Here is a 17,653-nt window from a genome sequence, read left to right on the forward strand (position 1 = left end):
AAAACGAAAGTGCCCGTCCCCAGGCACAGGGAGGTGGTATGCAGGCAATGAAAGGCGTGGCAGCGACGCTGGCCCTGGCCGCAGTTGCATGGTGCGGCATCGTTCCCGGCATCGTCGGCATGCGCAGCGAAGACAAGCTGCGCAGCGACTTCGCCAAATTGTCCAGCAGTGCGGCGGGCTCCATGCTGACGCTGGAGCAGTTCGATCGCGGCTGGTTCTTCTCCACCGCCAAGGCCAGGCTGCAGCTGCCGCTGGCCAACGGCCTGCTGGCGGCCGAGATCGACTACAAGATCAACCAGTTCGCCATCCCCTTTGTGCGCTGGTCGCGCACCGACTACAGCATCGTGCCGCTGGATGCGGCAGGCCGCCCGGCGGGCGAGCCGCTGCATCTGGACATGCACACCATCCGCGGTGTCGATGGCAGCAACACCACCAGCCTGTCCGGCCATGACCTGACGCTTGGCGGCCCTGCCGGCACGCTGAACTTCAGCATCGACGGGCAGCTGCAGGCGAAAGAAGGCCAGCCTGTCAGTTACGATCTGAACATGCCGGCATTCAGCTACCAGATCCCGCTGGCGGGCCGTGCCGACGGCGTTACCGTGCGCGGCAGCAATATCAAGCTGAGCGGCTCGCTGGCAGCGGGCGGCTTTGCGGCAGACCAGCCGTGGGCATCGCAGACCAGCCAGAAGCTGGACAGCATCGAGGTGCTGGCAGGCGGCAGCAGCCTGCTGCACATCGGCCCCGGCCACGGCGACGTGGCGGTACAGGACCAGGGCAGCAATGTGGCCGCCCACTATCGCTCGCACCTGTCCAGCCTCAGCATCAGCCCGCCCGGTCGCCAGGCCCTGCTCCTCGACAATATCGACGTCGATTTCTCCTACGCCAATATCAGCAAGCAGGAATTGATCGCCTGGCAGAAGGAGTCCACCGACCTGCGCCTGCGCCTTGCCGGCCAGAATGACCCGCACGCCCTGCAGCAGGCCATGTCCGAGATGATCCGCCGCCATATCGGTGGCTTCCTCATGCAATCGCCTTCGTTCAGCCTGGACCGCCTGGCCATGCACACCCCGCAGGGCAATCTTGCCGCCAGCCTGGCAGTGAGCTTCGACGGCAAGGGCACCACGGCAGCCAGCATCACCCCGCAATGGCTGCAGCAGCAGGGCAAGAGCCGCGTGACGCTGAAAGCCGGCCTGACGCTGGACCGCAGCCTGATCAGCGCGCTGAGCAGCAAGGCGCCGACGCCGGAGCAGGCGGCGCAAGCGCAACTGACGGCGGAGGCCGCCATTACCCAATGGAAGGGCAAGGGCTGGCTCAAGGATGACGGCAAGCAGCTCAGCACCAGCCTGCTGGTGGATGCCTCCGGCATCAAGGCCAACGGTCAGCCATTCGACCCGGCCACCGCCTGGCCCGGCACGGCCGCCACGCCCGCTGCGGCACTGCCGGCCGGCGCTGCATTGCCGCCGCCTGGCGCCAGGATAGGCCCGCAGGGCCTGCCTGCCGCCACCGCGCTGCCGCCGGCTGCGGCTACCCCGCCGCTGGTAGTGCAAGCTGCAGCAGCACCGGCGTATGCCCCCGCCCTGAGCGGCAAGGCCGCCACCACAACCACAGCGCCGCCCACGCCACCGAAAACCCGGCCGCGCCCACGCCACCACCTGCCCGGCCCCGCCGTCGATCTGCGGCAGTGCCTGTCACTCGCATCGGACCGTGCCATCATGCGCTGCGCCAACCGCTGACAGCACGGCCGCCAGATGGCAAAACACCCCTGAAACATTGCGTTTCAGGGGTGTTTTGCATTGCGCTGCCTGCGGTGCAGGCAGGCGCAGCGATACGGCGGCTTAGACGTTGAACAGGAAGTTCAGCACATCGCCATCCTGCACCACGTAGTCCTTGCCTTCGGCGCGCATCTTGCCGGCTTCCTTGGCCTTGGCTTCGCCCCCCAGGGCGATGAAGTCGGCGTAGGAGATGGTCTGTGCGCGGATGAAGCCGCGTTCAAAGTCGGTGTGGATCACGCCGGCAGCCTGCGGCGCGGTGTCGCCCACGTGGATGGTCCAGGCGCGCACTTCCTTCACACCGGCGGTGAAGTAGGTCTGCAGGCCCAGCAGCTTGTAGCCGGCGCGGATCAGGCGATCCAGACCCGGCTCTTCCAGGCCCAGGGTCTCCAGGAATTCGGCCTTGTCGGCGTCGTCCAGCTCGGCGATCTCGGATTCAATGGCCGCGCACAGCGCCACTACCGGTGCGCCTTCCTTGGCGGCGTATTCTTCCACACGCTGCAGCAGCGGGTTGTTGCTGAAGCCGTCTTCGGCCACGTTGGCCACGTACATCGCTGGCTTGATGGTGAGCAGGCACAGCGGCTTGATCAGCGCCTTGTCCTCGTCGGACAGGCCCAGCGAGCGCGCCGGCTGGCCTTCGTTCAGGTGCGGCACCAGTTTTTCCAGCACGGCTACCAGCGCGCGCGCATCCTTGTCGCCGGCCTTGGCCTTCTTGCCTTCACGAGCCACGGCCTTCTCCACGGAGGACAGGTCGGCCAGCGCCAGTTCGGTGAGGATGGTCTCGATGTCGGCGATCGGGTCTACCTTGCCGGCCACGTGCACGATGTTCGGGTCGTCGAAGCAACGCACCACGTTGACGATGGCATCGGTCTCGCGGATGTTGGCCAGGAACTGGTTGCCCAGGCCTTCGCCCTTGGAGGCACCCGCCACCAGGCCGGCGATGTCGACGAATTCAACAATGGCCGGCTGGATCTTCTGCGGGTTGATGATCTTGGCCAGTTCGGCCAGGCGATGATCCGGCACTTCCACGATGCCCACGTTGGGCTCGATGGTGCAGAACGGGTAGTTGGCCGCTTCGATGCCGGCCTTGGTCAGCGCATTGAACAGGGTGGACTTGCCGACGTTGGGCAGGCCGACGATACCGCACTTCAGACTCATGGTAATTCCTCGTTGTGTTCGGCCCGCCCGCCGGGCGGGGCAACAAAGGCAGCGATTTTAGCACTTCGGCTGCCTGTATTTTGTGCAATGTGCGGCCAACGTTGGCCGCATGTCAGCGTTCGCTACTTGGCGGCGGTGTGCAGCGTCTTCATCGCTGCCGCCATATCGCCGGCCAGCACGCTGGGCATCACCTGCAGCGACTTGGCCACTGCATCGTCTATGGCCTGCTGCTCTTCGGCGCGGGCCTTTTTCAGCACGAAGTTGGCCACTTCGTTGCGGTCGCCCGGGTGGCCGATGCCCAGGCGCAGACGCCAGAAGTTGGGGCTGCCCAGCCGGGCGATGATGTCTTTCAGGCCGTTGTGGCCGCCATGGCCGCCGCCCTGCTTCAGCCGCGCGGTGCCCGGCTGCAGGTCCAGCTCGTCGTGCACCACCAGGATCTCTTCCGGAGTGATCTTGTAGAAGCGCGCCAGCGCCGCCACCGCCTGGCCGGACAGGTTCATATAGGTCATCGGCTTGAGCAGCCACAGCTCGCCGGATGGCACTGCGGCACGCGCCGCCTCGCCAAAGAATTTGCTTTCGGCACGCAGGCCGGCCTTGTGCTGCCAGGCCAGTTCATCCACCAGCCAGAAGCCGGCGTTGTGACGGGTCTTTTCGTATTCGGGGCCGGGGTTGCCCAGCCCGACTACCAGTCGGATCGCCATGTTCGATTCCAATGAAAAACCCGCTGCCAGGTAACCGGTCAGCGGGTTGTCTGCGCCCGGCTAGCCGGGCGGCACGCATGCATTACGCGCGAGCGAAGTCCAGATGCAGAACCAGCTGCTTGTACGGGTGCAGTTGGAAGTCGGCAACTTTTACCAGCTCCTTCTGACCGTCGATCACCAGTTCGATGGCTTCCTTGTGGAAAGCTTCGTTCTTCAGTGCGTGGTAGATGGTGTTGTGATCCAGGGTGATGGATACGGCTTCTTTGCCAGCGCCGTAAACAACAGCCGGGGTTTGGCCAGCGCGACGCAGGCGGCGGCTCGCACCAGTACCTTCCAGTTCGCGCTTGGCAGCGATCAGTTCGATTGCCATTGAGTATTACTCCAGTTTCATTAAAAGTCGCCCGCCCCACCGCGACCAGTGGGGCCGACGTTTACGGCAGGACGGCGCCTGCCGAAACCAGCTCTTCGTTGAAGAGGTAGGACACCGACTCTTCGTTGTTGATGCGACGCAGGGTCTCGGCGATCAGGCCGGCGATGGATACCACGCGGATGCGGCTGCTCTGCTTGGCGGCAGCCACCAGCGGGATGGTATCGGTAATCACTACCTGGTCGATGTCCGAATTGTTGATGCGATCCACGGCCTGGCCGGAGAACACGGCATGCGATGCATAGGCCAGCACGCGCTGGGCGCCACGCTCTTTCAGCGCGGAAGCGGCCTTGCACAGGGTGTTGGCGGTGTCGATCATGTCGTCGATGATCAGACAGGTACGGCCTTCGATATCACCGATGATGTTCATCACCTCGGCCACGTTGGCCTTCGGGCGACGCTTGTCGATGATGGCCAGATCGGTGTTCAGCGCTTTGGCCACGGCACGGGCGCGCACTACGCCGCCCACGTCCGGGCTTACCACGATCAGGTCTTCGATGCGCTGCGAGCGGATGTCCTTCAGCAGTACCGGGGTGGCGTACACGTTGTCCACCGGCATGTCGAAGAAGCCCTGGATCTGGTCGGCGTGCAGGTCAACGGTCAGTACGCGGTCGATACCGGCGCTGGTCAGCATGTTGGCTACCAGCTTGGCGGTGATCGGCACACGGGCGGAACGCGGACGACGATCCTGACGGGCGTAACCGAAGTACGGAATCGCCGCGGTGATACGACCGGCGGAAGCGCGCTTGAGCGCATCGGCCATGGTCAGGATTTCCATCAGGTTGTCGTTGGTCGGTGCACAGGTCGGCTGCAGGATGAACACGTCGCGACCGCGCACGTTCTCCAGCAATTCCACCGCCACTTCACCATCGCTGAACTTGCCCACGTCGGCACGGCCGAGGGAAATATCGAGGTGCTTGACCACGTTCTGTGCAAGTTCCGGATTTGCGGTACCGGTGAAAACCATCAAACTGTCGTAAGCCGCCATAACTCAATGCCTTGGATCGGGAGATAAAGAAAAAGCGTGTAAGGGAAACTTACACGCTTTTTTTCTTAGTTCACTGCTGTGTTTTGGCTGAGGAGGAAGGATTCGAACCTTCGAATGCCGGAATCAAAATCCGGTGCCTTAACCAACTTGGCGACTCCCCAGTATCCGTTCAATCATGCAGAGATTTGGCTGAGGAGGAAGGATTCGAACCTTCGAATGCCGGAATCAAAATCCGGTGCCTTAACCAACTTGGCGACTCCCCAGTATCCTTTACGCTTCCCCGTCGTACAGTGGATGAGTCGCTAACCCCTTGGCAACAAATCCGACCATATCTTTCGACAAGGACTGGAATACTGTTTTTGCTTGATCTTCACTTGGCAGCTCCAGAAACACACATGCTCCCGAACCTGTCATCAGCGGCGAACCGTATTCACGTAATCGATTCAAAGCCTCATTTACCGCTGGATACATTGCTGTTACAACGCGCTGCAAATCATTTTGTTTTTGCGCTGCGCCGAACAGGCTTCGCATTATGGAGAACCGGGCCTCCCCTGTCAACAGCATTTGTGAAAATTGCTGAAATACCGGGCCGGTCGGCACCGACACCGGTGGCTTGCATACCACATACCAGGCGGCCGGCAATTCGATGGCTTCCAGCGCCTCGCCGATGCCGCGGGCACGCGCATTGCGGCCGAAAATGAATACCGGCACATCGGCGCCCAGCTGCACGCCAAGGTCCATCAGCGCCTGGCGCGACAGCCCGCAAGCCCACAGTTTGTTGAGTGCCAGCAGTACGGTGGCGGCATCGGAGGAGCCGCCGCCCAGGCCGCCGCCCATCGGAATGCGCTTGCTGATGCGCAGGCTGGCACCCAGCGGGCAGCCGGTGGCCTGCTGCAGCAGACGCGCGGCGCGCACGGCAAGGTCCTGCTCCGGTGCCACGCCCGGCGTCGGCGTTTCCAGCTCGATGCGGCCATCGTCGCGCACGGCGATGTCGATATCGTCACAAAAATCGATGAAGCGGAAGTCGGTATCCAGCAGGTGGTAGCCATCCTCGCGCTTGCCGGTGATCAGCAGGGTGAGGTTGAGTTTGGCCGGGGCGGCAAAGCGTTGGAATTGCAGATTCATGGCTGGGTAGAAAGCGGGGATGAGGCGTCGCTGCCGCGCCAGTCGGAGAACACCAGGCGGATGCTCAGGCCTTCGCGCTCCAGCTCCAGCCGGCGTGGCAGATGGGTGGTGGCGTCCTGGCTGTGGCGGATCAGCCAGCCCTGCTGCTGCAGGCGGCCGTCCGCAGCCTGCTCCGCCTGGATGCCGGGCGCGGCCAGGCCGCGCGCCCACCAGGCCAGATTGGACAGCGGCAGCGGCCAACCCAGGGTGTCCTCGGTCAGGCTTTCCACGTCGGTGGCCCGGCGCTCCTGGCCATCGGCCAGCAGGCGCACGCCGCTGGCATCGCGCCGCAGGCTGGCCACGGTGGTGCCGATGGGGGTTTTGACGTTGAGCTGGTCACTGCCGGCGCTGTGCTGCCAGTCGAAGCTGGCAAGCTGCCCCCTGCCCTGGTAGTTCACCGCCAGGCGGCCGCTGGTGCTGAACGGGCTGTCGACAACGTTGGCCGCAGGGGCCGACATGGAATGGCTTACTTCCGGGGTGGTGGCGCAGGCTGCCAGCAGCAGCAGGCAACCCGACACCAGCCAGTGGGCTAACTTCATGGTTTGATGCGGTCCAGGGTTTCCTTCAGCACCGGGTGGTCCGGCGCGCTCTTGCGGGCTTCGTCCCAGACATGCCGGGCTTCATCCTTGCGGCCCAGCGACCACAGCACCTCGCCCAGGTGGGCGGCCACTTCGGCATCCGGCAACCGGGCATAGGAGGCCTGCAGATGCGGCAACGCCTCGCTGGCAAGCCCCTGCTTGAACAGCACCCAGCCCAGGCTGTCGAGAATCATGGCATTGTCCGGCTCGGCCTTCAGCGCGCGCTGGATGTAGCTCTGTGCTTCTTTCAGCTGCACGCCGCGGTTGGCCATGACGTAGCCCAGCGCGTTGAGGCCCTGCACATCGTCCGGCTTCAGCCGCACCACGGTGCGCAGATCCTGCTCCGCCTCGGCGGAACGGCCCAGCTGATCAAGCAGCAAGGCGCGCTCGTACAAGAGGTCGGTCTGTTCCGGGTCCTGCTTCAGCGCACCGCCAAGAATGCCCAGGGCGGCATCGTACTGTTTGGCGTCTCGCGCCAGCATGGCCTGCGCTTCGGCAATGCGCTCGCTGTCCGCCTGCTGCTCGGCCAGGTTGTTGAGGCTGTCGATGGCCTCGCGCCACTGGCCGTCGGCAGCCTGGATCTGCGCGGCACGCACCCGTGCCTGCAACAGGCTGTCGCCGCCATCCACCTGCATATACCAGCGGCGGGCTTCTGCCGGCTGCTTCAGTTCGTCGGCCAGCTGGCCCAGGGTGAAGCGCAGCGTATTGCTGTCGCTGTAGCCGGCGCGCAGCGCGGCTTCCAGCAGTTTGCGTGCCTGCGGCAGCTCGCCGGTCTGGTAGGCCAGCAGGCCATGCAGGTACAGCAGTTCGCCGTTGTTGGCAAAGCGGCTCTCGATACTGGCGGCATGCGCCTCGGCCTCGGCAAAACGCTTTTCGCCGGCCAGCAGGCGGATATAGCTGGTATTCAGTTCGATGCTGGACTGCGGGCGGCGCGCCAGTTCCTGTTTCAGGAAGCTGATGGCATCGGCTGCCGACTGGCGGCGCAGGCGGTCCACCTGCCACAGCACCGGCAGATCCCACTGCGGCGCGGTACGCGCCAGTTGCGCGAACCCGCTATCCACCGTGGGCTGGTCGCCCGCCTCGGCGGCCACCGCGATCAGCGCGAAATGCGCCTCCGGCAGGTCCGGGTAGCGTGCGGCCAACTCGCTGACCAGGGTTTCGGCGCCCTGCTTGTCGCTCTGTACCGCGGCCAGGCGCGCCAGTTGCACGAACACGCCGGCGGCGCGTTGCGGCTGGCGCGCCAGCTCGGCTTCGATCAGCGGACGGCTTTCCGCCAGCTTGCCGCCACGCAGCAGCGCGATGATCAGCTGTTCACGCGCGGTGTCCGCGGTCGGCTCCAGCTCCAGCCACAGCGACAGCGCGGTGGTGGCGCTTTGCAGCTGGCCGGCAAACATGGCGAATTCGGCGGCGCGGCGGGCGATGCGCGGGTCGCGGCTTTCGCGCGCCAGGGCGATATAGGTTTCGGCCGCCTGCGGTGCGGCGCCGTTGCGGGCCGCCATTTCACCGGCCAGCAGGCCGTACAGCCACTCGGCACGCAGTTGCTGGTGCGGAATGGCCGGGTTGTCTTCATCACGCGGCGGCGCGTCGTCGGCCGCGGCACTGGCCGCCTTGCTCGCCTGGGCGTTGGCCGCGGGCGCGGCGTGGGGCAGGCTGGCACATGCCGACAATGCCAGCGGCGTGAGTACGGCAAACAGACGGAACAAAGCGTTCATGCACGGAACCTGTATTCATCACAGGCGGGTAGAATACCACGCCATTCACACTATTCATGCCATCCTGCCATGCCCGAATTACCAGAAGTCGAAACCACGCGCCGCGGCGTCGCGCCACAACTGGAAGGCGCCACCGTGCGCGAAGTGATCGTGCGCGAGGGGCGCCTGCGCTGGCCGATTCCGCCGCAGTTGCCGGCGCTGCTGGCCGGCCGCTGCGTACGCAGCGTGAGCCGGCGCGCCAAATACCTGCTGGTGGATTTCGAGCATGGCACGCTGATCGTGCATCTGGGCATGTCCGGCAGCCTGCGTTTCGTGGCGCCGGGCACCGAGCCGGAGAAGCATGACCATGTAGACATCGTGCTGGGGCAAACGGTTCTGCGTTATCGCGACCCGCGCCGCTTTGGCGCCATGCTGTGGCAGCAGGGGCCGGTGGAGGCGCACCCGCTGCTGGCGAACCTCGGCCCGGAGCCGCTGTCCGATGCTTTCGGCGGCGAAGTGCTGTACCAGGCCAGCCGCCGCAAGGGCAGCGCCATCAAGCTGCTGATCATGGACAACCACGTGGTGGTGGGGGTGGGCAATATCTACGCCAACGAGTCGCTGTTCTACGCCGGCATCCACCCGGCGCGTGCGGCCAACTCGCTGCGCCGCGAGGAGTGCGAACGCCTGGCCGCCGAGATCAAGTCGGTGCTGGCGCGCGCCATCGAGGCCGGCGGCAGCACGCTGCGCGATTTCATCGACGCCAAGGGCAAGCCGGGTTACTTCCAGCAAAGCTACAAGGTGTACGGCCGCCGCGAGCAGCCTTGCCACGACTGCGGCACGCTGATCTGCGAAATCCGCCAGGGCCAGCGCAGCACCTGTTTCTGTCCGCACTGCCAGCCGCTGTAAAACATTTGCCATCGCCGCGGGTTACACTGCCATTAACCGTCAACCCTCTGTCATCATCGTGCACCAGACCACCTCCCTGCTTGTCCGCCTGCTCCGCATCGCCCGTCTTGCCGCGCACGTTTTCCGCGGCGTGATCACCATTGCCACGCTGTACCCGCGGCTGTCGCAGCCGGAAAAGGCGGTAATCACCCAGCGCTGGTCGCAGCAGCTGCTGCACATTCTGGCCATCAAGGTGAAGGTGACCGGCCAGGCGCCTGGCGTCTACCCGCCGCACACCCTGGTGGTAGCCAATCATGTGTCCTGGCTGGACATCTTCGCGCTCAACAGCGTGACGGTTTCGCGCTTCGTGGCCAAGAAGGAGCTGCGCGACTGGCCGCTGGCCGGCTTCCTGATCAAAAGCGCCGGCACGCTGTTCATCGACCGCAGCAAGCGCCGCGATACCAGCCAGGTGAACAAACAGTTGGCCGCAGCACTGCACAACGGCGACTGCATGGCGGTGTTTCCGGAAGCCACCACCTCGGACGGCACCGGGCTACTGCCGTTCAAGTCCTCGCTGTTCGAAGCCGCACGGCTGGCCGGCGCCACGGTGCAGCCGGTGGCGATCCGCTACGTGTCGCCCGGCGGCCATTACTGTGCCTCCGCCGCCTATGCCGGCGATACCAGCTTCGGCCAGAGCCTGTGGGCGGTGCTGTCCACCCGCGCCATGGTGGTGGAGCTGAGCTTCACCGCCGCCATGCCGGCCGCCGACGCCAGCCGCTTCGCACTGTCCGAATCGTCCCGCAGCGCCATTGCCGCCGCGCTGGACCTGCCCGCCGACGCCTGAGCCCTCCCTCCGAGGCCACACCGCCGGCACGCCGCATGCGGGTTTTCCGCAATGCGGCTTTCCCTGATCGGGAAATACCCAATTTTGCGCCTCCCTGATGCCCAGCATCATCAGCGGGCCTGTTCACTGTCTTTTGGCAACTGCGCCAGCCCTGCCAGCCACAGCCATAAAAAAACATTGCACAGGCTCCTATAAAGCAAACAGAGAAGGCAGCCGCACTGCCTGCTACACGGAGAGCGCAATGTCAGCCAAGAAACTGCACCACGGCCTGTATTTCCAGGTACTGGTGGCCATCCTGCTGGGTGTCGCCGTCGGCCATTTCATGCCGGAATTCGGTGCCAAACTCAAACCGCTGGGCGATGGCTTCATCAAGCTGGTGAAGATGATGATCGCCCCCATCATCTTCTGCACCATCGTGGTCGGCATTGCCAGCATGGAAGACATGAAGAAGGTTGGCCGCGTCGGTGGCAAGGCGCTGCTGTACTTCGAGGTGGTTACCTCGCTGGCGCTGGCCATCGGCCTGGTGGTGGTGAACGTGCTCAAGCCGGGTGCCGGCATGAACGTGAACCCGGCCACCCTGGATGCCGGCGCCATTGCCAAGTACACCAGTACCGCGGCGCACCAGAGCACGGTGGATTTCATCATGCACATGATTCCGGATAGCGTGGTGGGCGCCTTCGCCGAGGGCGAGATCCTGCAGGTGCTGCTGTTCTCGGTGCTGTTCGGCGCCGGGCTGTCGCTGATGGGCGAATCCGGCAAGCCGGTGCTGGCGCTGTTCGAGAAAATCTCGCACGTGCTGTTCAAGGTGATCGGCTTCATCATGAAGCTGGCCCCGATCGGCGCCTTTGGCGCCATGGCCTTCACCATCGGCAAATACGGCGTGGGCAGCCTCACCCAGCTGGCTGCGCTGATGGGCAGCTTCTACGTGACCTGCGTGCTGTTCATCGCCCTGGTGCTGGGCTCCATTGCCCGCGCCTGCGGCTTCAATGTGTGGAAGCTGATCAAGTACATCCGCGAGGAGCTGCTGATCGTGCTGGGCACCTCGTCATCCGAATCGGCGCTGCCGCGGCTGATGAGCAAGCTGGAGCAGCTGGGCTGCGCCAAGCCGGTGGTGGGGCTGGTGATTCCCACCGGCTACTCCTTCAATCTGGACGGCACCTCGATCTACCTGACCATGGCGGCCATCTTCATCGCCCAGGCCTGCAATATCGATCTGAGCCTCACCCAGGAGCTGACCATCATCGGCGTGCTGCTGCTCACCTCCAAGGGCGCTGCCGGTGTGACCGGCTCCGGCTTCATCACCCTGGCCGCCACCCTGGCGGTGGTGCCGCAGATTCCGGTGGCGGGCCTGGCGCTGATTCTCGGCATCGACCGCTTCATGTCCGAAGCGCGCGCCCTCACCAACCTGATCGGCAACGCGGTAGCCACTGTGGTGGTGGCCAAGTGGGAGAACTCGCTGGACATCGACCAGCTGCACAACGAGCTGGCCAACCCCACTCCACTCAGCGATTCGCCCTCGCACCAGTATCACTGATGCCCCTCATGACAAAGCCCCGGTGTCCGCACCGGGGCTTTTTGTTGGAGTGCCGGCCGCTTGCGGCCAACCTTACGCGATGTCGCGGTAAGCCTGGCACGGCAGCGAGAACACTGCCCTGTCTTCCAGCCGCACCGCGGTGAGGCTGCCGCCCCACAGGCAGCCGCTGTCTATCGCCAGAATGTCCTCCGACAGCATCAGCCCCAGCGCCGACCAGTGGCCGCACACGATGGGCGTATCGGCACTGCGGCGGTTCTCCGCCTCGAACCACGGCACCAGGTTGGCCGGCGCGCCCTCCAGCTCGCCCTTGTAGGCCAGATCCAGCTCGCCGTCACGGGTGATGAAGCGCATGCGCGTCATTACGTTCACCACCATGCGCAGCCGGTCCATGCCCTTGAGGTCATCCTGCCAGCGGATGGGCTTGTTGCCGTACAGCTTGGAGAAGAAGCTGCGGTGCTGCTGGCTGGACAACTCGTCCTCCACTTCCTCCGCCAGGCGCAGCGCCTTCTTGACGCTCCACTCCGGCAGCAGGCCGGCGTGCACCATGGCAAAGCCCTGCTCGTAGATCATCAGCGGCTGGCAGCGCAGCCATTCCAGCAGCACCTTGGCATCGCCGGCATTCAGCACCGCCTGGATGGTGTCGTCGGCATGTACCTTGCCATAGCCTTCGGATACCGCCAGCAGGTGCAGGTCGTGGTTGCCCAGCACCGTCTGCACGCAGTTCTGGTGCTCGAACACCCAGCGCAGGGTCTGCAGCGATTCCGGGCCGCGGTTGACCAGATCCCCGGTCAGCCACAGCGTATCGCGCCCGGGGTTGAATTCGATCTGGCGCAGCAGCGCCATGAAGGGGGTGAAGCAGCCTTGCAGATCACCAATTGCATAGGTGGCCATATTGTTTTCCTGTCAGTCATTGCGGCCAACCTTGGCCAAGAGCCTGTTCACTGGCTCTGATTCGTGCCGCGAAAGAATGATACTGGATTGCCCGCCCCGCCGTCGCGCGCATGGCCGCCCCCGGCGCCAGGCACTACAATGCGCGCTATCGATGAAAGATTGACGACAGCCATGTCACTTGCCTTACTCAACCCGCAGCAGCGCGCCGCCATCCAGTCGCTGGACGGCCCGCTGCTGGTGCTCGCCGGCGCCGGCTCCGGCAAGACGCGGGTGATTACCCAGAAAATTGCCTACATGGTGCGCGAGGCGAATTTCGACGCCCGCAACATCGCCGCCATCACCTTCACCAACAAGGCCGCGCGCGAGATGCTGGAGCGCGTCGGCAAGCTGATGGACAGCCGCGAACTGAAGGGCATCACCGTCTCCACCTTCCACTCGCTGGGCATGCATTTTCTGCGCCAGGAGGCCCCGCACCTGGGCTACAAGACGCAATTCTCCATTTTGGACAGCTACGACGCCGCCAAGATCATTGCCGACATTCTGAAATCCACCCACAAGGACGAGGTGCGCAAGGTGCAAAGCCGCATCTCGCTGTGGAAGAACGACCTGCTCGGCCCGGATGCCGCGCTCGTGGCCGCCGCCGACGAATTCGACCGCGTGGCCGCCACCACCTATGTGGCCTACCAGGACACGCTCACCGCCTACCAGGCGCTGGACTTCGATGACCTGATCCGCTTGCCGGTGGAACTGCTGCGCACCAATACCGAGGTGCTGCAGAAGTGGCAGCACAAGCTGCGCTACCTGCTGATCGACGAATACCAGGACACCAACACCTGCCAGTACCAGTTGGTGAAGCTGCTCACCGGCGAGCGCGGCATGTTCACCGCAGTGGGCGACGATGACCAGTCCATCTACGCCTGGCGCGGCGCCAACATGGAAAACCTGCGCCTGCTGCAGCATGACTTCCCGCGGCTGAAAGTCATCAAGCTGGAGCAGAACTACCGCTCCACCGCGCGCATCCTGCGTGCGGCCAACTCGGTGATCGCCAACAACCCCAAGCTGTTCGAAAAACAGCTGTGGAGCGAGCTGGGGCTGGGCGAGCAGATTCACGCGGTCATGTGCAAGGACGAGGAGCACGAGGCCGAAGTGGTGGTGCAGCGCCTGCTGGCGCACAAGTTCGAGCACCGCACCGAGTTCAAGGACTACGCCATTCTCTATCGCGGCAACTACCAGTCGCGTGTGTTCGAGCAGGCGCTGCGCAACCAGCGCATCCCCTACCAGATGGCCGGCGGGCAGAGTTTCTACGACAAGCCGGAAATCAAGGACGTGCTGGCCTACATGCGGCTGCTGGCCAACCCGGACGACGATCCGGCCTTCATCCGCGCACTCACCACCCCCAAGCGCGGCGTGGGCGCCGGTACGCTGGAAAAGCTGGGCAACTGGGCCCGGCAGCGCAATTGCAGCCTGTTCGCCGCTGCGCACGAGGAGGGTTTCCAGCTGCAGGTCAACGCCGCCCAGCTGGCGCCGCTTGCCGACTTCTGCCGCTTCATCAATGCCCTGACCTACCGCGCGCTGCGCGAGCCGCCGGGTGAGCTGGCCATGGAGATGCTCAAGTCCATCGGCTACGAAGCCTGGCTGTACGACAGCGAGGACAGCCCCAAGGCGGCGGAGAGCAAGTGGAAGAACGTGTTCGAGCTGGTAGCCTGGCTGCAGCGCAAGGGCGAGCAGGATGGCAAGAACCTGCTGGAACTCACCCAGACCATTGCGCTGATCACCATGCTGGAAGGCCGAGACGAGGGCGAGGTGGATGCGGTGCACATGTCCACCCTGCACGCCTCCAAGGGGCTGGAGTACCCGCACGTGTTCCTGGTGGGCTGCGAGGAAGGCATCCTGCCGCACAGCGAATCCGTCGATAACGGCATGGTGGAAGAAGAACGCCGGCTGATGTACGTCGGCATCACCCGCGCCCAGCGCAGCCTCACCCTCACCTACTGCGTGAAGCGCCGCCGCGGTGGCGAATGGCTGTTCGTGGAGCCGTCGCGCTTCATCGCCGAAATCAGCGGCGACGACCTGCGCCACTTCGGCAAGAAGGGTGCCGAGCCCATCGTCAGCAAGAATGAGGGCAAGAGCCGGCTGGCCGGGCTGATGGCCTCGCTGGACAGCAAGGTGCAAAAGGGCGGCGACAGCTAAGCCGGCGCCAGGTCAGGGTTGGCCGCACGCTTGCGGCCAACCTTATAAAACGAAAACGCCGCGATGAATCGCGGCGTTTGCTTTGCAATCAGGCTTACTTGCCAGCGTTGGTCAGGTATTCCACCGCGGCCTTGAATTCGGCGTCAGAGCCGGTGTAACCACCCTTCGGCGGCATCGCGTTCAGGCCCTTGGTAGCGATCTTCAGCACCTCGTCCAGGCCCGGCTTCAGGCGCGGCGCCCAGGCAGCCTTGTCGCCGAACTTCGGCGCACCGGCAGCACCGGAGCCATGACAGGCCACGCACACGCTTTCGTAGATCTTCTTGCCAACTACGGCCGGATCCAGCGCAGCGGCGCCAGCGGCACCGCCAACCGGCGGCTCGGTGAACTTACCGCCACCGGCATTGCCCATGTAGGCAACAGCGCGTTTCACTTCATCGTCGGTCAGGTCAGCTGCGCCACCTTTGGCCGGCATGGCGTTGAAGCCATGCAGCGCGTGGTCGGTCAGCATCTCCCAGCCCTTGGCTACGCGCGGACCCCAGGCACCGGCATCGCCGAACTTGGGCGAACCGGCCAGGCCAGCACCGTGACAGGTAATACAGATTGCCTTGAACACCTGCTCGCCGGTCTTCATGCCCGGAGGTGCATCGCTGGCAACAGACTCACCAACCGGCTTCAGGCGGGCGGCAACGGCCTCTTTGGTCATCACTTCCGCATTGACGTCAAAACCGCTGGTTGCCAATTTGGCCAGCAGATAGATTGTCGCCACTACCAATACGACAACCCCCAGCAGAATCCCGACGATTTGCCCTGGAGCTTTGGTTTCGTTGCTCATTCCAGCCTCACCTGATGAATAATGACATTGCAAATAGGGAAATTATACGCAAAGCCTATTTACGAGGCAAAACACACCTGAACCAAATTTGCGCCAGCGCAATGGATGCTGGACGCAGTGATGCACATAAGCTATATTGCCGCCTCGGCTTGTACCCGTAGCTCAGTTGGATAGAGTGTCAGCCTCCGAAGCTGAAGGTCGCTGGTTCGATTCCAGTCGGGTACGCCACCCTCTCACGCCTTGCCGTCCATGCGCAAGGCGTTTGTATTTATCCCCCCGATTCCAGTACCTCCACCACCCTGCTGCGTCGCATTTGCGATTCAAGATACTGCCGAATCTCCGCTCGCAGCGGATGGCGGTGAATCTGCAGCATCAGCTGCGCCGCCTGTAATGCATGCTCCCGCGTCGGATGCAGCGCCCCCTCATCAACCCCAAATACCCTGGAAACCAGCCTCAGGCGAAACATCGTTATTCACACCGTATTGTTGCAACACTTGCCCTGGTAAACGGTAGGCTGATTCGATGACAAACTCGATAAGCAAGATACCTTGGCCCAGCTGCCTGTCGAACAATCAGCCAAACAAACGCCGTTCCGGCGGCCATTCTCATTACAAAATCATAAAGTGCTGCAGCACTTGCACCACAAGCCGGCGAGCAAGCATGCAACACCCACCAGCCATTCACAGCGCAAAATACTGCAAAACCGGGGGCCAAGCCCCACGGCCCGGCATTTTCTCCGTAAGATGTCGCCTTCGTTTAATACCTGGTGGGTAAATCATGCAAGCGCGAGCGGTCGCCAGTGCTTTACAGCAGATGATCGAATACGACAAGACCGGCTTCGTTCCGCTCCATGTCGCAGGCGAGCCCCTGGGCTGCGTCAACCAGCAGTGGCTGCAAAGGCTGCAGGCGGAATATAGTTCGCTGTTCCGCCTGGAACAAGGTGTACTGACCGCGCTACCCGCTGCGCATGATTTTGCCGAACGCAGCCGCCAGCTTGCCCAGACCGCCACCCAGTGGCGTGATGCCGGTTGGCTGAATGGTTGGCGCAACGAGAAATTCATGGCCTATTTCCAGGACGGCACCCCCTGTTTTGAAATGGAGCGCGCTGCATTCCGCCCGCTGGGTCTCACCAGCCGCGCCGTACACCTGAATGGCCTCACCCGCATGCCGGATGGCGAAATCCGCATGTGGATCGGCAGACGCAGCCCGTTCAAGGACGTTGCCCCGAATCGCCTCGACAACCTGATGGGTGGTGGCATTGCCGCCGGAGAAACCCTGCAGGTGGCACTGGAGCGCGAAGGCTGGGAAGAAGCAGGTATTCCGGCCAGCAAGCTCGAACTGCTGCCACAGGCCGCCCTGCTGCTGGCCGAGCGCCCGGTAGCCCGTGGCCTGCACCGCGAATGGCTGCACGTCTTCGACGTCTGGCTGGATACGCAGGAAATCCCGCAGAATCAGGATGGAGAAGTGGAAGCCCACCTGCTGATGCCGCTGGCAGAAGTGGAGCAACACCTCATCAACGGGCAGTTCATGAGCGATGCCGCCCTGGCCGCCATCGACTGTATGGCGCGCCTTGGCTATTGGGGCCAGGACGCGGCACTCGATGCCCTGCTGGCGCAAGTACGCGCCCCGATAGGCAGCGATATCGCCATTCGCTGATCAGCCCGCAGCGCACGCTACTAAGCCCGCATCAGCGGGCTTTTTGTTTGACTGATGCGAATCTACGGCCAACGTTGGCCGCAAGGGTGGCGGTGTCGTCGGGCTGGGATGAGGGCGCGGGCGCTGCGGTAAATGCTGGCCCACGCCGCAAAGCACAAAGCCCAGCTTGATTTCTCAAGCTGGGCTTCTTGTGGGGGAGTCTGGCGGTGTCCTACTTTCACACGGGTATCCGCACTATCATCGGCGCTGAGGCGTTTCACGGTCCTGTTCGGAATGGGAAGGCGTGGGACCACCTCGCTATGGCCACCAGACATAAACTGTCATCAAACTGTCGAAGCCTTACCA

The 17,653-nt window shown here is 63.7% G+C and carries 15 protein-coding genes, 3 tRNA genes and 1 rRNA gene; 7 read left to right on the plus strand and 12 right to left on the minus strand.

The features are described from left to right. The first annotated feature begins 38 nt into the window (after positions 1-38). The gene (locus PSELUDRAFT_RS03220) at positions 39-1,733 is read left to right on the plus strand and encodes a DUF945 family protein (RefSeq protein WP_088965481.1); all 1,695 of its coding nucleotides are present in this window, start codon (positions 39-41) and stop codon (positions 1,731-1,733) included. Positions 1,734-1,835: 102 nt separating this feature from the next. Here PSELUDRAFT_RS03220 and ychF read toward each other — a convergent pair whose 3' ends face one another. From ychF to PSELUDRAFT_RS03265, 9 genes are all read right to left on the minus strand, one after another. After that, positions 1,836-2,927, minus strand: a complete 1,092-nt coding sequence (ychF, locus tag PSELUDRAFT_RS03225; protein ID WP_088965482.1) for a redox-regulated ATPase YchF — start codon at positions 2,925-2,927, stop codon at positions 1,836-1,838. A gap of 122 nt (positions 2,928-3,049) precedes the next feature. Continuing rightward, the gene (gene pth / locus PSELUDRAFT_RS03230) at positions 3,050-3,628 is read right to left on the minus strand and encodes an aminoacyl-tRNA hydrolase (protein WP_088965483.1); all 579 of its coding nucleotides are present in this window, start codon (positions 3,626-3,628) and stop codon (positions 3,050-3,052) included. A gap of 82 nt (positions 3,629-3,710) precedes the next feature. Continuing rightward, a complete protein-coding gene (gene rplY / locus PSELUDRAFT_RS03235; protein ID WP_088965484.1) occupies positions 3,711-3,998 on the minus strand; it encodes a 50S ribosomal protein L25 in 288 nt (95 codons plus the stop codon). A gap of 61 nt (positions 3,999-4,059) precedes the next feature. Next, positions 4,060-5,043 (minus strand): ribose-phosphate pyrophosphokinase, encoded by a 984-nt coding sequence (locus PSELUDRAFT_RS03240; protein WP_088965485.1) that lies wholly within the window; start codon positions 5,041-5,043, stop codon positions 4,060-4,062. 84 nt (positions 5,044-5,127) lie between these two features. Next, positions 5,128-5,204, minus strand: a tRNA-Gln gene (locus PSELUDRAFT_RS03245). A gap of 25 nt (positions 5,205-5,229) precedes the next feature. After that, a tRNA-Gln gene (locus PSELUDRAFT_RS03250) sits at positions 5,230-5,306 on the minus strand. Between the two features lie 7 nt (positions 5,307-5,313). Then, positions 5,314-6,168 carry a 4-(cytidine 5'-diphospho)-2-C-methyl-D-erythritol kinase gene (gene ispE, locus PSELUDRAFT_RS03255; RefSeq protein WP_088965486.1) on the minus strand — a complete coding sequence of 285 codons (855 nt, stop codon included), beginning with the start codon at positions 6,166-6,168 and terminating at the stop codon, positions 5,314-5,316. Beyond that, positions 6,165-6,746 carry a lipoprotein insertase outer membrane protein LolB gene (lolB, locus tag PSELUDRAFT_RS03260; RefSeq protein ID WP_088965487.1) on the minus strand — a complete coding sequence of 194 codons (582 nt, stop codon included), beginning with the start codon at positions 6,744-6,746 and terminating at the stop codon, positions 6,165-6,167. Before lolB ends, ispE begins: the two co-directional genes overlap by 4 nt. Continuing rightward, on the minus strand, positions 6,743-8,497 hold the full coding sequence (locus PSELUDRAFT_RS03265; RefSeq protein ID WP_088965488.1) for a tetratricopeptide repeat protein: 1,755 nt from the start codon (positions 8,495-8,497) through the stop codon (positions 6,743-6,745). The genes lolB and PSELUDRAFT_RS03265 overlap by 4 nt, the downstream gene beginning before the upstream one ends. Before the next feature lie 69 nt (positions 8,498-8,566). Between PSELUDRAFT_RS03265 and mutM the strand changes: the two genes are divergently transcribed. The 3 genes from mutM (at position 8,567) to PSELUDRAFT_RS03280 (ending at position 11,739) form a co-directional block, all read left to right on the plus strand. Beyond that, the gene (gene mutM, locus PSELUDRAFT_RS03270) at positions 8,567-9,382 is read left to right on the plus strand and encodes a bifunctional DNA-formamidopyrimidine glycosylase/DNA-(apurinic or apyrimidinic site) lyase (protein WP_088965489.1); all 816 of its coding nucleotides are present in this window, start codon (positions 8,567-8,569) and stop codon (positions 9,380-9,382) included. A gap of 58 nt (positions 9,383-9,440) precedes the next feature. After that, positions 9,441-10,205, plus strand: a complete 765-nt coding sequence (locus PSELUDRAFT_RS03275; protein ID WP_088965490.1) for a 1-acyl-sn-glycerol-3-phosphate acyltransferase — start codon at positions 9,441-9,443, stop codon at positions 10,203-10,205. Between the two features lie 241 nt (positions 10,206-10,446). Next, positions 10,447-11,739: a dicarboxylate/amino acid:cation symporter gene (locus PSELUDRAFT_RS03280; protein WP_088965491.1), complete on the plus strand. Its 1,293-nt coding sequence runs from the start codon at positions 10,447-10,449 to the stop codon at positions 11,737-11,739. Positions 11,740-11,811: 72 nt separating this feature from the next. Here the strand turns inward: PSELUDRAFT_RS03280 and PSELUDRAFT_RS03285 are convergent, their stop codons facing one another. Further along, a complete protein-coding gene (locus tag PSELUDRAFT_RS03285; RefSeq protein ID WP_088965492.1) occupies positions 11,812-12,630 on the minus strand; it encodes a symmetrical bis(5'-nucleosyl)-tetraphosphatase in 819 nt (272 codons plus the stop codon). Positions 12,631-12,801: 171 nt separating this feature from the next. Here PSELUDRAFT_RS03285 and PSELUDRAFT_RS03290 point away from each other — a divergent pair, with 171 nt between their 5' ends. Then, positions 12,802-14,820: a UvrD-helicase domain-containing protein gene (locus tag PSELUDRAFT_RS03290; protein ID WP_088965493.1), complete on the plus strand. Its 2,019-nt coding sequence runs from the start codon at positions 12,802-12,804 to the stop codon at positions 14,818-14,820. Between the two features lie 94 nt (positions 14,821-14,914). Here the strand turns inward: PSELUDRAFT_RS03290 and PSELUDRAFT_RS03295 are convergent, their stop codons facing one another. Beyond that, positions 14,915-15,652 carry a cytochrome c5 family protein gene (locus PSELUDRAFT_RS03295; protein WP_088965494.1) on the minus strand — a complete coding sequence of 246 codons (738 nt, stop codon included), beginning with the start codon at positions 15,650-15,652 and terminating at the stop codon, positions 14,915-14,917. A gap of 151 nt (positions 15,653-15,803) precedes the next feature. Between PSELUDRAFT_RS03295 and PSELUDRAFT_RS03300 the strand changes: the two genes are divergently transcribed. Next, a tRNA-Arg gene (locus PSELUDRAFT_RS03300) sits at positions 15,804-15,880 on the plus strand. A gap of 549 nt (positions 15,881-16,429) precedes the next feature. Next, the gene (locus PSELUDRAFT_RS03310; protein ID WP_088965496.1) at positions 16,430-17,308 is read left to right on the plus strand and encodes a DUF4743 domain-containing protein; all 879 of its coding nucleotides are present in this window, start codon (positions 16,430-16,432) and stop codon (positions 17,306-17,308) included. Between the two features lie 198 nt (positions 17,309-17,506). Here the strand turns inward: PSELUDRAFT_RS03310 and rrf are convergent. Continuing rightward, positions 17,507-17,619: ribosomal RNA gene (gene rrf / locus PSELUDRAFT_RS03315) — 5S ribosomal RNA — on the minus strand. Positions 17,620-17,653: the final 34 nt, after the last annotated feature.

The organism is Vogesella sp. LIG4 (assembly GCF_900090205.1).
Classification (GTDB): domain Bacteria; phylum Pseudomonadota; class Gammaproteobacteria; order Burkholderiales; family Chromobacteriaceae; genus Vogesella.

What these genes read in the sequence shown, in the direction of transcription:
- PSELUDRAFT_RS03220 (WP_088965481.1), top strand. Translation starts at nt 39, where the DNA reads ATGCAGGCAATGAAAGGCGTGGCAGCGACGCTGGCCCTGGCCGCAGTT.
- ychF (WP_088965482.1), bottom strand. Translation starts at nt 2,927, where the DNA reads ATGAGTCTGAAGTGCGGTATCGTCGGCCTGCCCAACGTCGGCAAGTCC.
- pth (WP_088965483.1), bottom strand. Translation starts at nt 3,628, where the DNA reads ATGGCGATCCGACTGGTAGTCGGGCTGGGCAACCCCGGCCCCGAATAC.
- rplY (WP_088965484.1), bottom strand. Translation starts at nt 3,998, where the DNA reads ATGGCAATCGAACTGATCGCTGCCAAGCGCGAACTGGAAGGTACTGGT.
- PSELUDRAFT_RS03240 (WP_088965485.1), bottom strand. Translation starts at nt 5,043, where the DNA reads ATGGCGGCTTACGACAGTTTGATGGTTTTCACCGGTACCGCAAATCCG.
- ispE (WP_088965486.1), bottom strand. Translation starts at nt 6,168, where the DNA reads ATGAATCTGCAATTCCAACGCTTTGCCGCCCCGGCCAAACTCAACCTC.
- lolB (WP_088965487.1), bottom strand. Translation starts at nt 6,746, where the DNA reads ATGAAGTTAGCCCACTGGCTGGTGTCGGGTTGCCTGCTGCTGCTGGCA.
- PSELUDRAFT_RS03265 (WP_088965488.1), bottom strand. Translation starts at nt 8,497, where the DNA reads ATGAACGCTTTGTTCCGTCTGTTTGCCGTACTCACGCCGCTGGCATTG.
- mutM (WP_088965489.1), top strand. Translation starts at nt 8,567, where the DNA reads ATGCCCGAATTACCAGAAGTCGAAACCACGCGCCGCGGCGTCGCGCCA.
- PSELUDRAFT_RS03280 (WP_088965491.1), top strand. Translation starts at nt 10,447, where the DNA reads ATGTCAGCCAAGAAACTGCACCACGGCCTGTATTTCCAGGTACTGGTG.
- PSELUDRAFT_RS03285 (WP_088965492.1), bottom strand. Translation starts at nt 12,630, where the DNA reads ATGGCCACCTATGCAATTGGTGATCTGCAAGGCTGCTTCACCCCCTTC.
- PSELUDRAFT_RS03290 (WP_088965493.1), top strand. Translation starts at nt 12,802, where the DNA reads ATGTCACTTGCCTTACTCAACCCGCAGCAGCGCGCCGCCATCCAGTCG.
- PSELUDRAFT_RS03295 (WP_088965494.1), bottom strand. Translation starts at nt 15,652, where the DNA reads ATGAGCAACGAAACCAAAGCTCCAGGGCAAATCGTCGGGATTCTGCTG.
- PSELUDRAFT_RS03310 (WP_088965496.1), top strand. Translation starts at nt 16,430, where the DNA reads ATGCAAGCGCGAGCGGTCGCCAGTGCTTTACAGCAGATGATCGAATAC.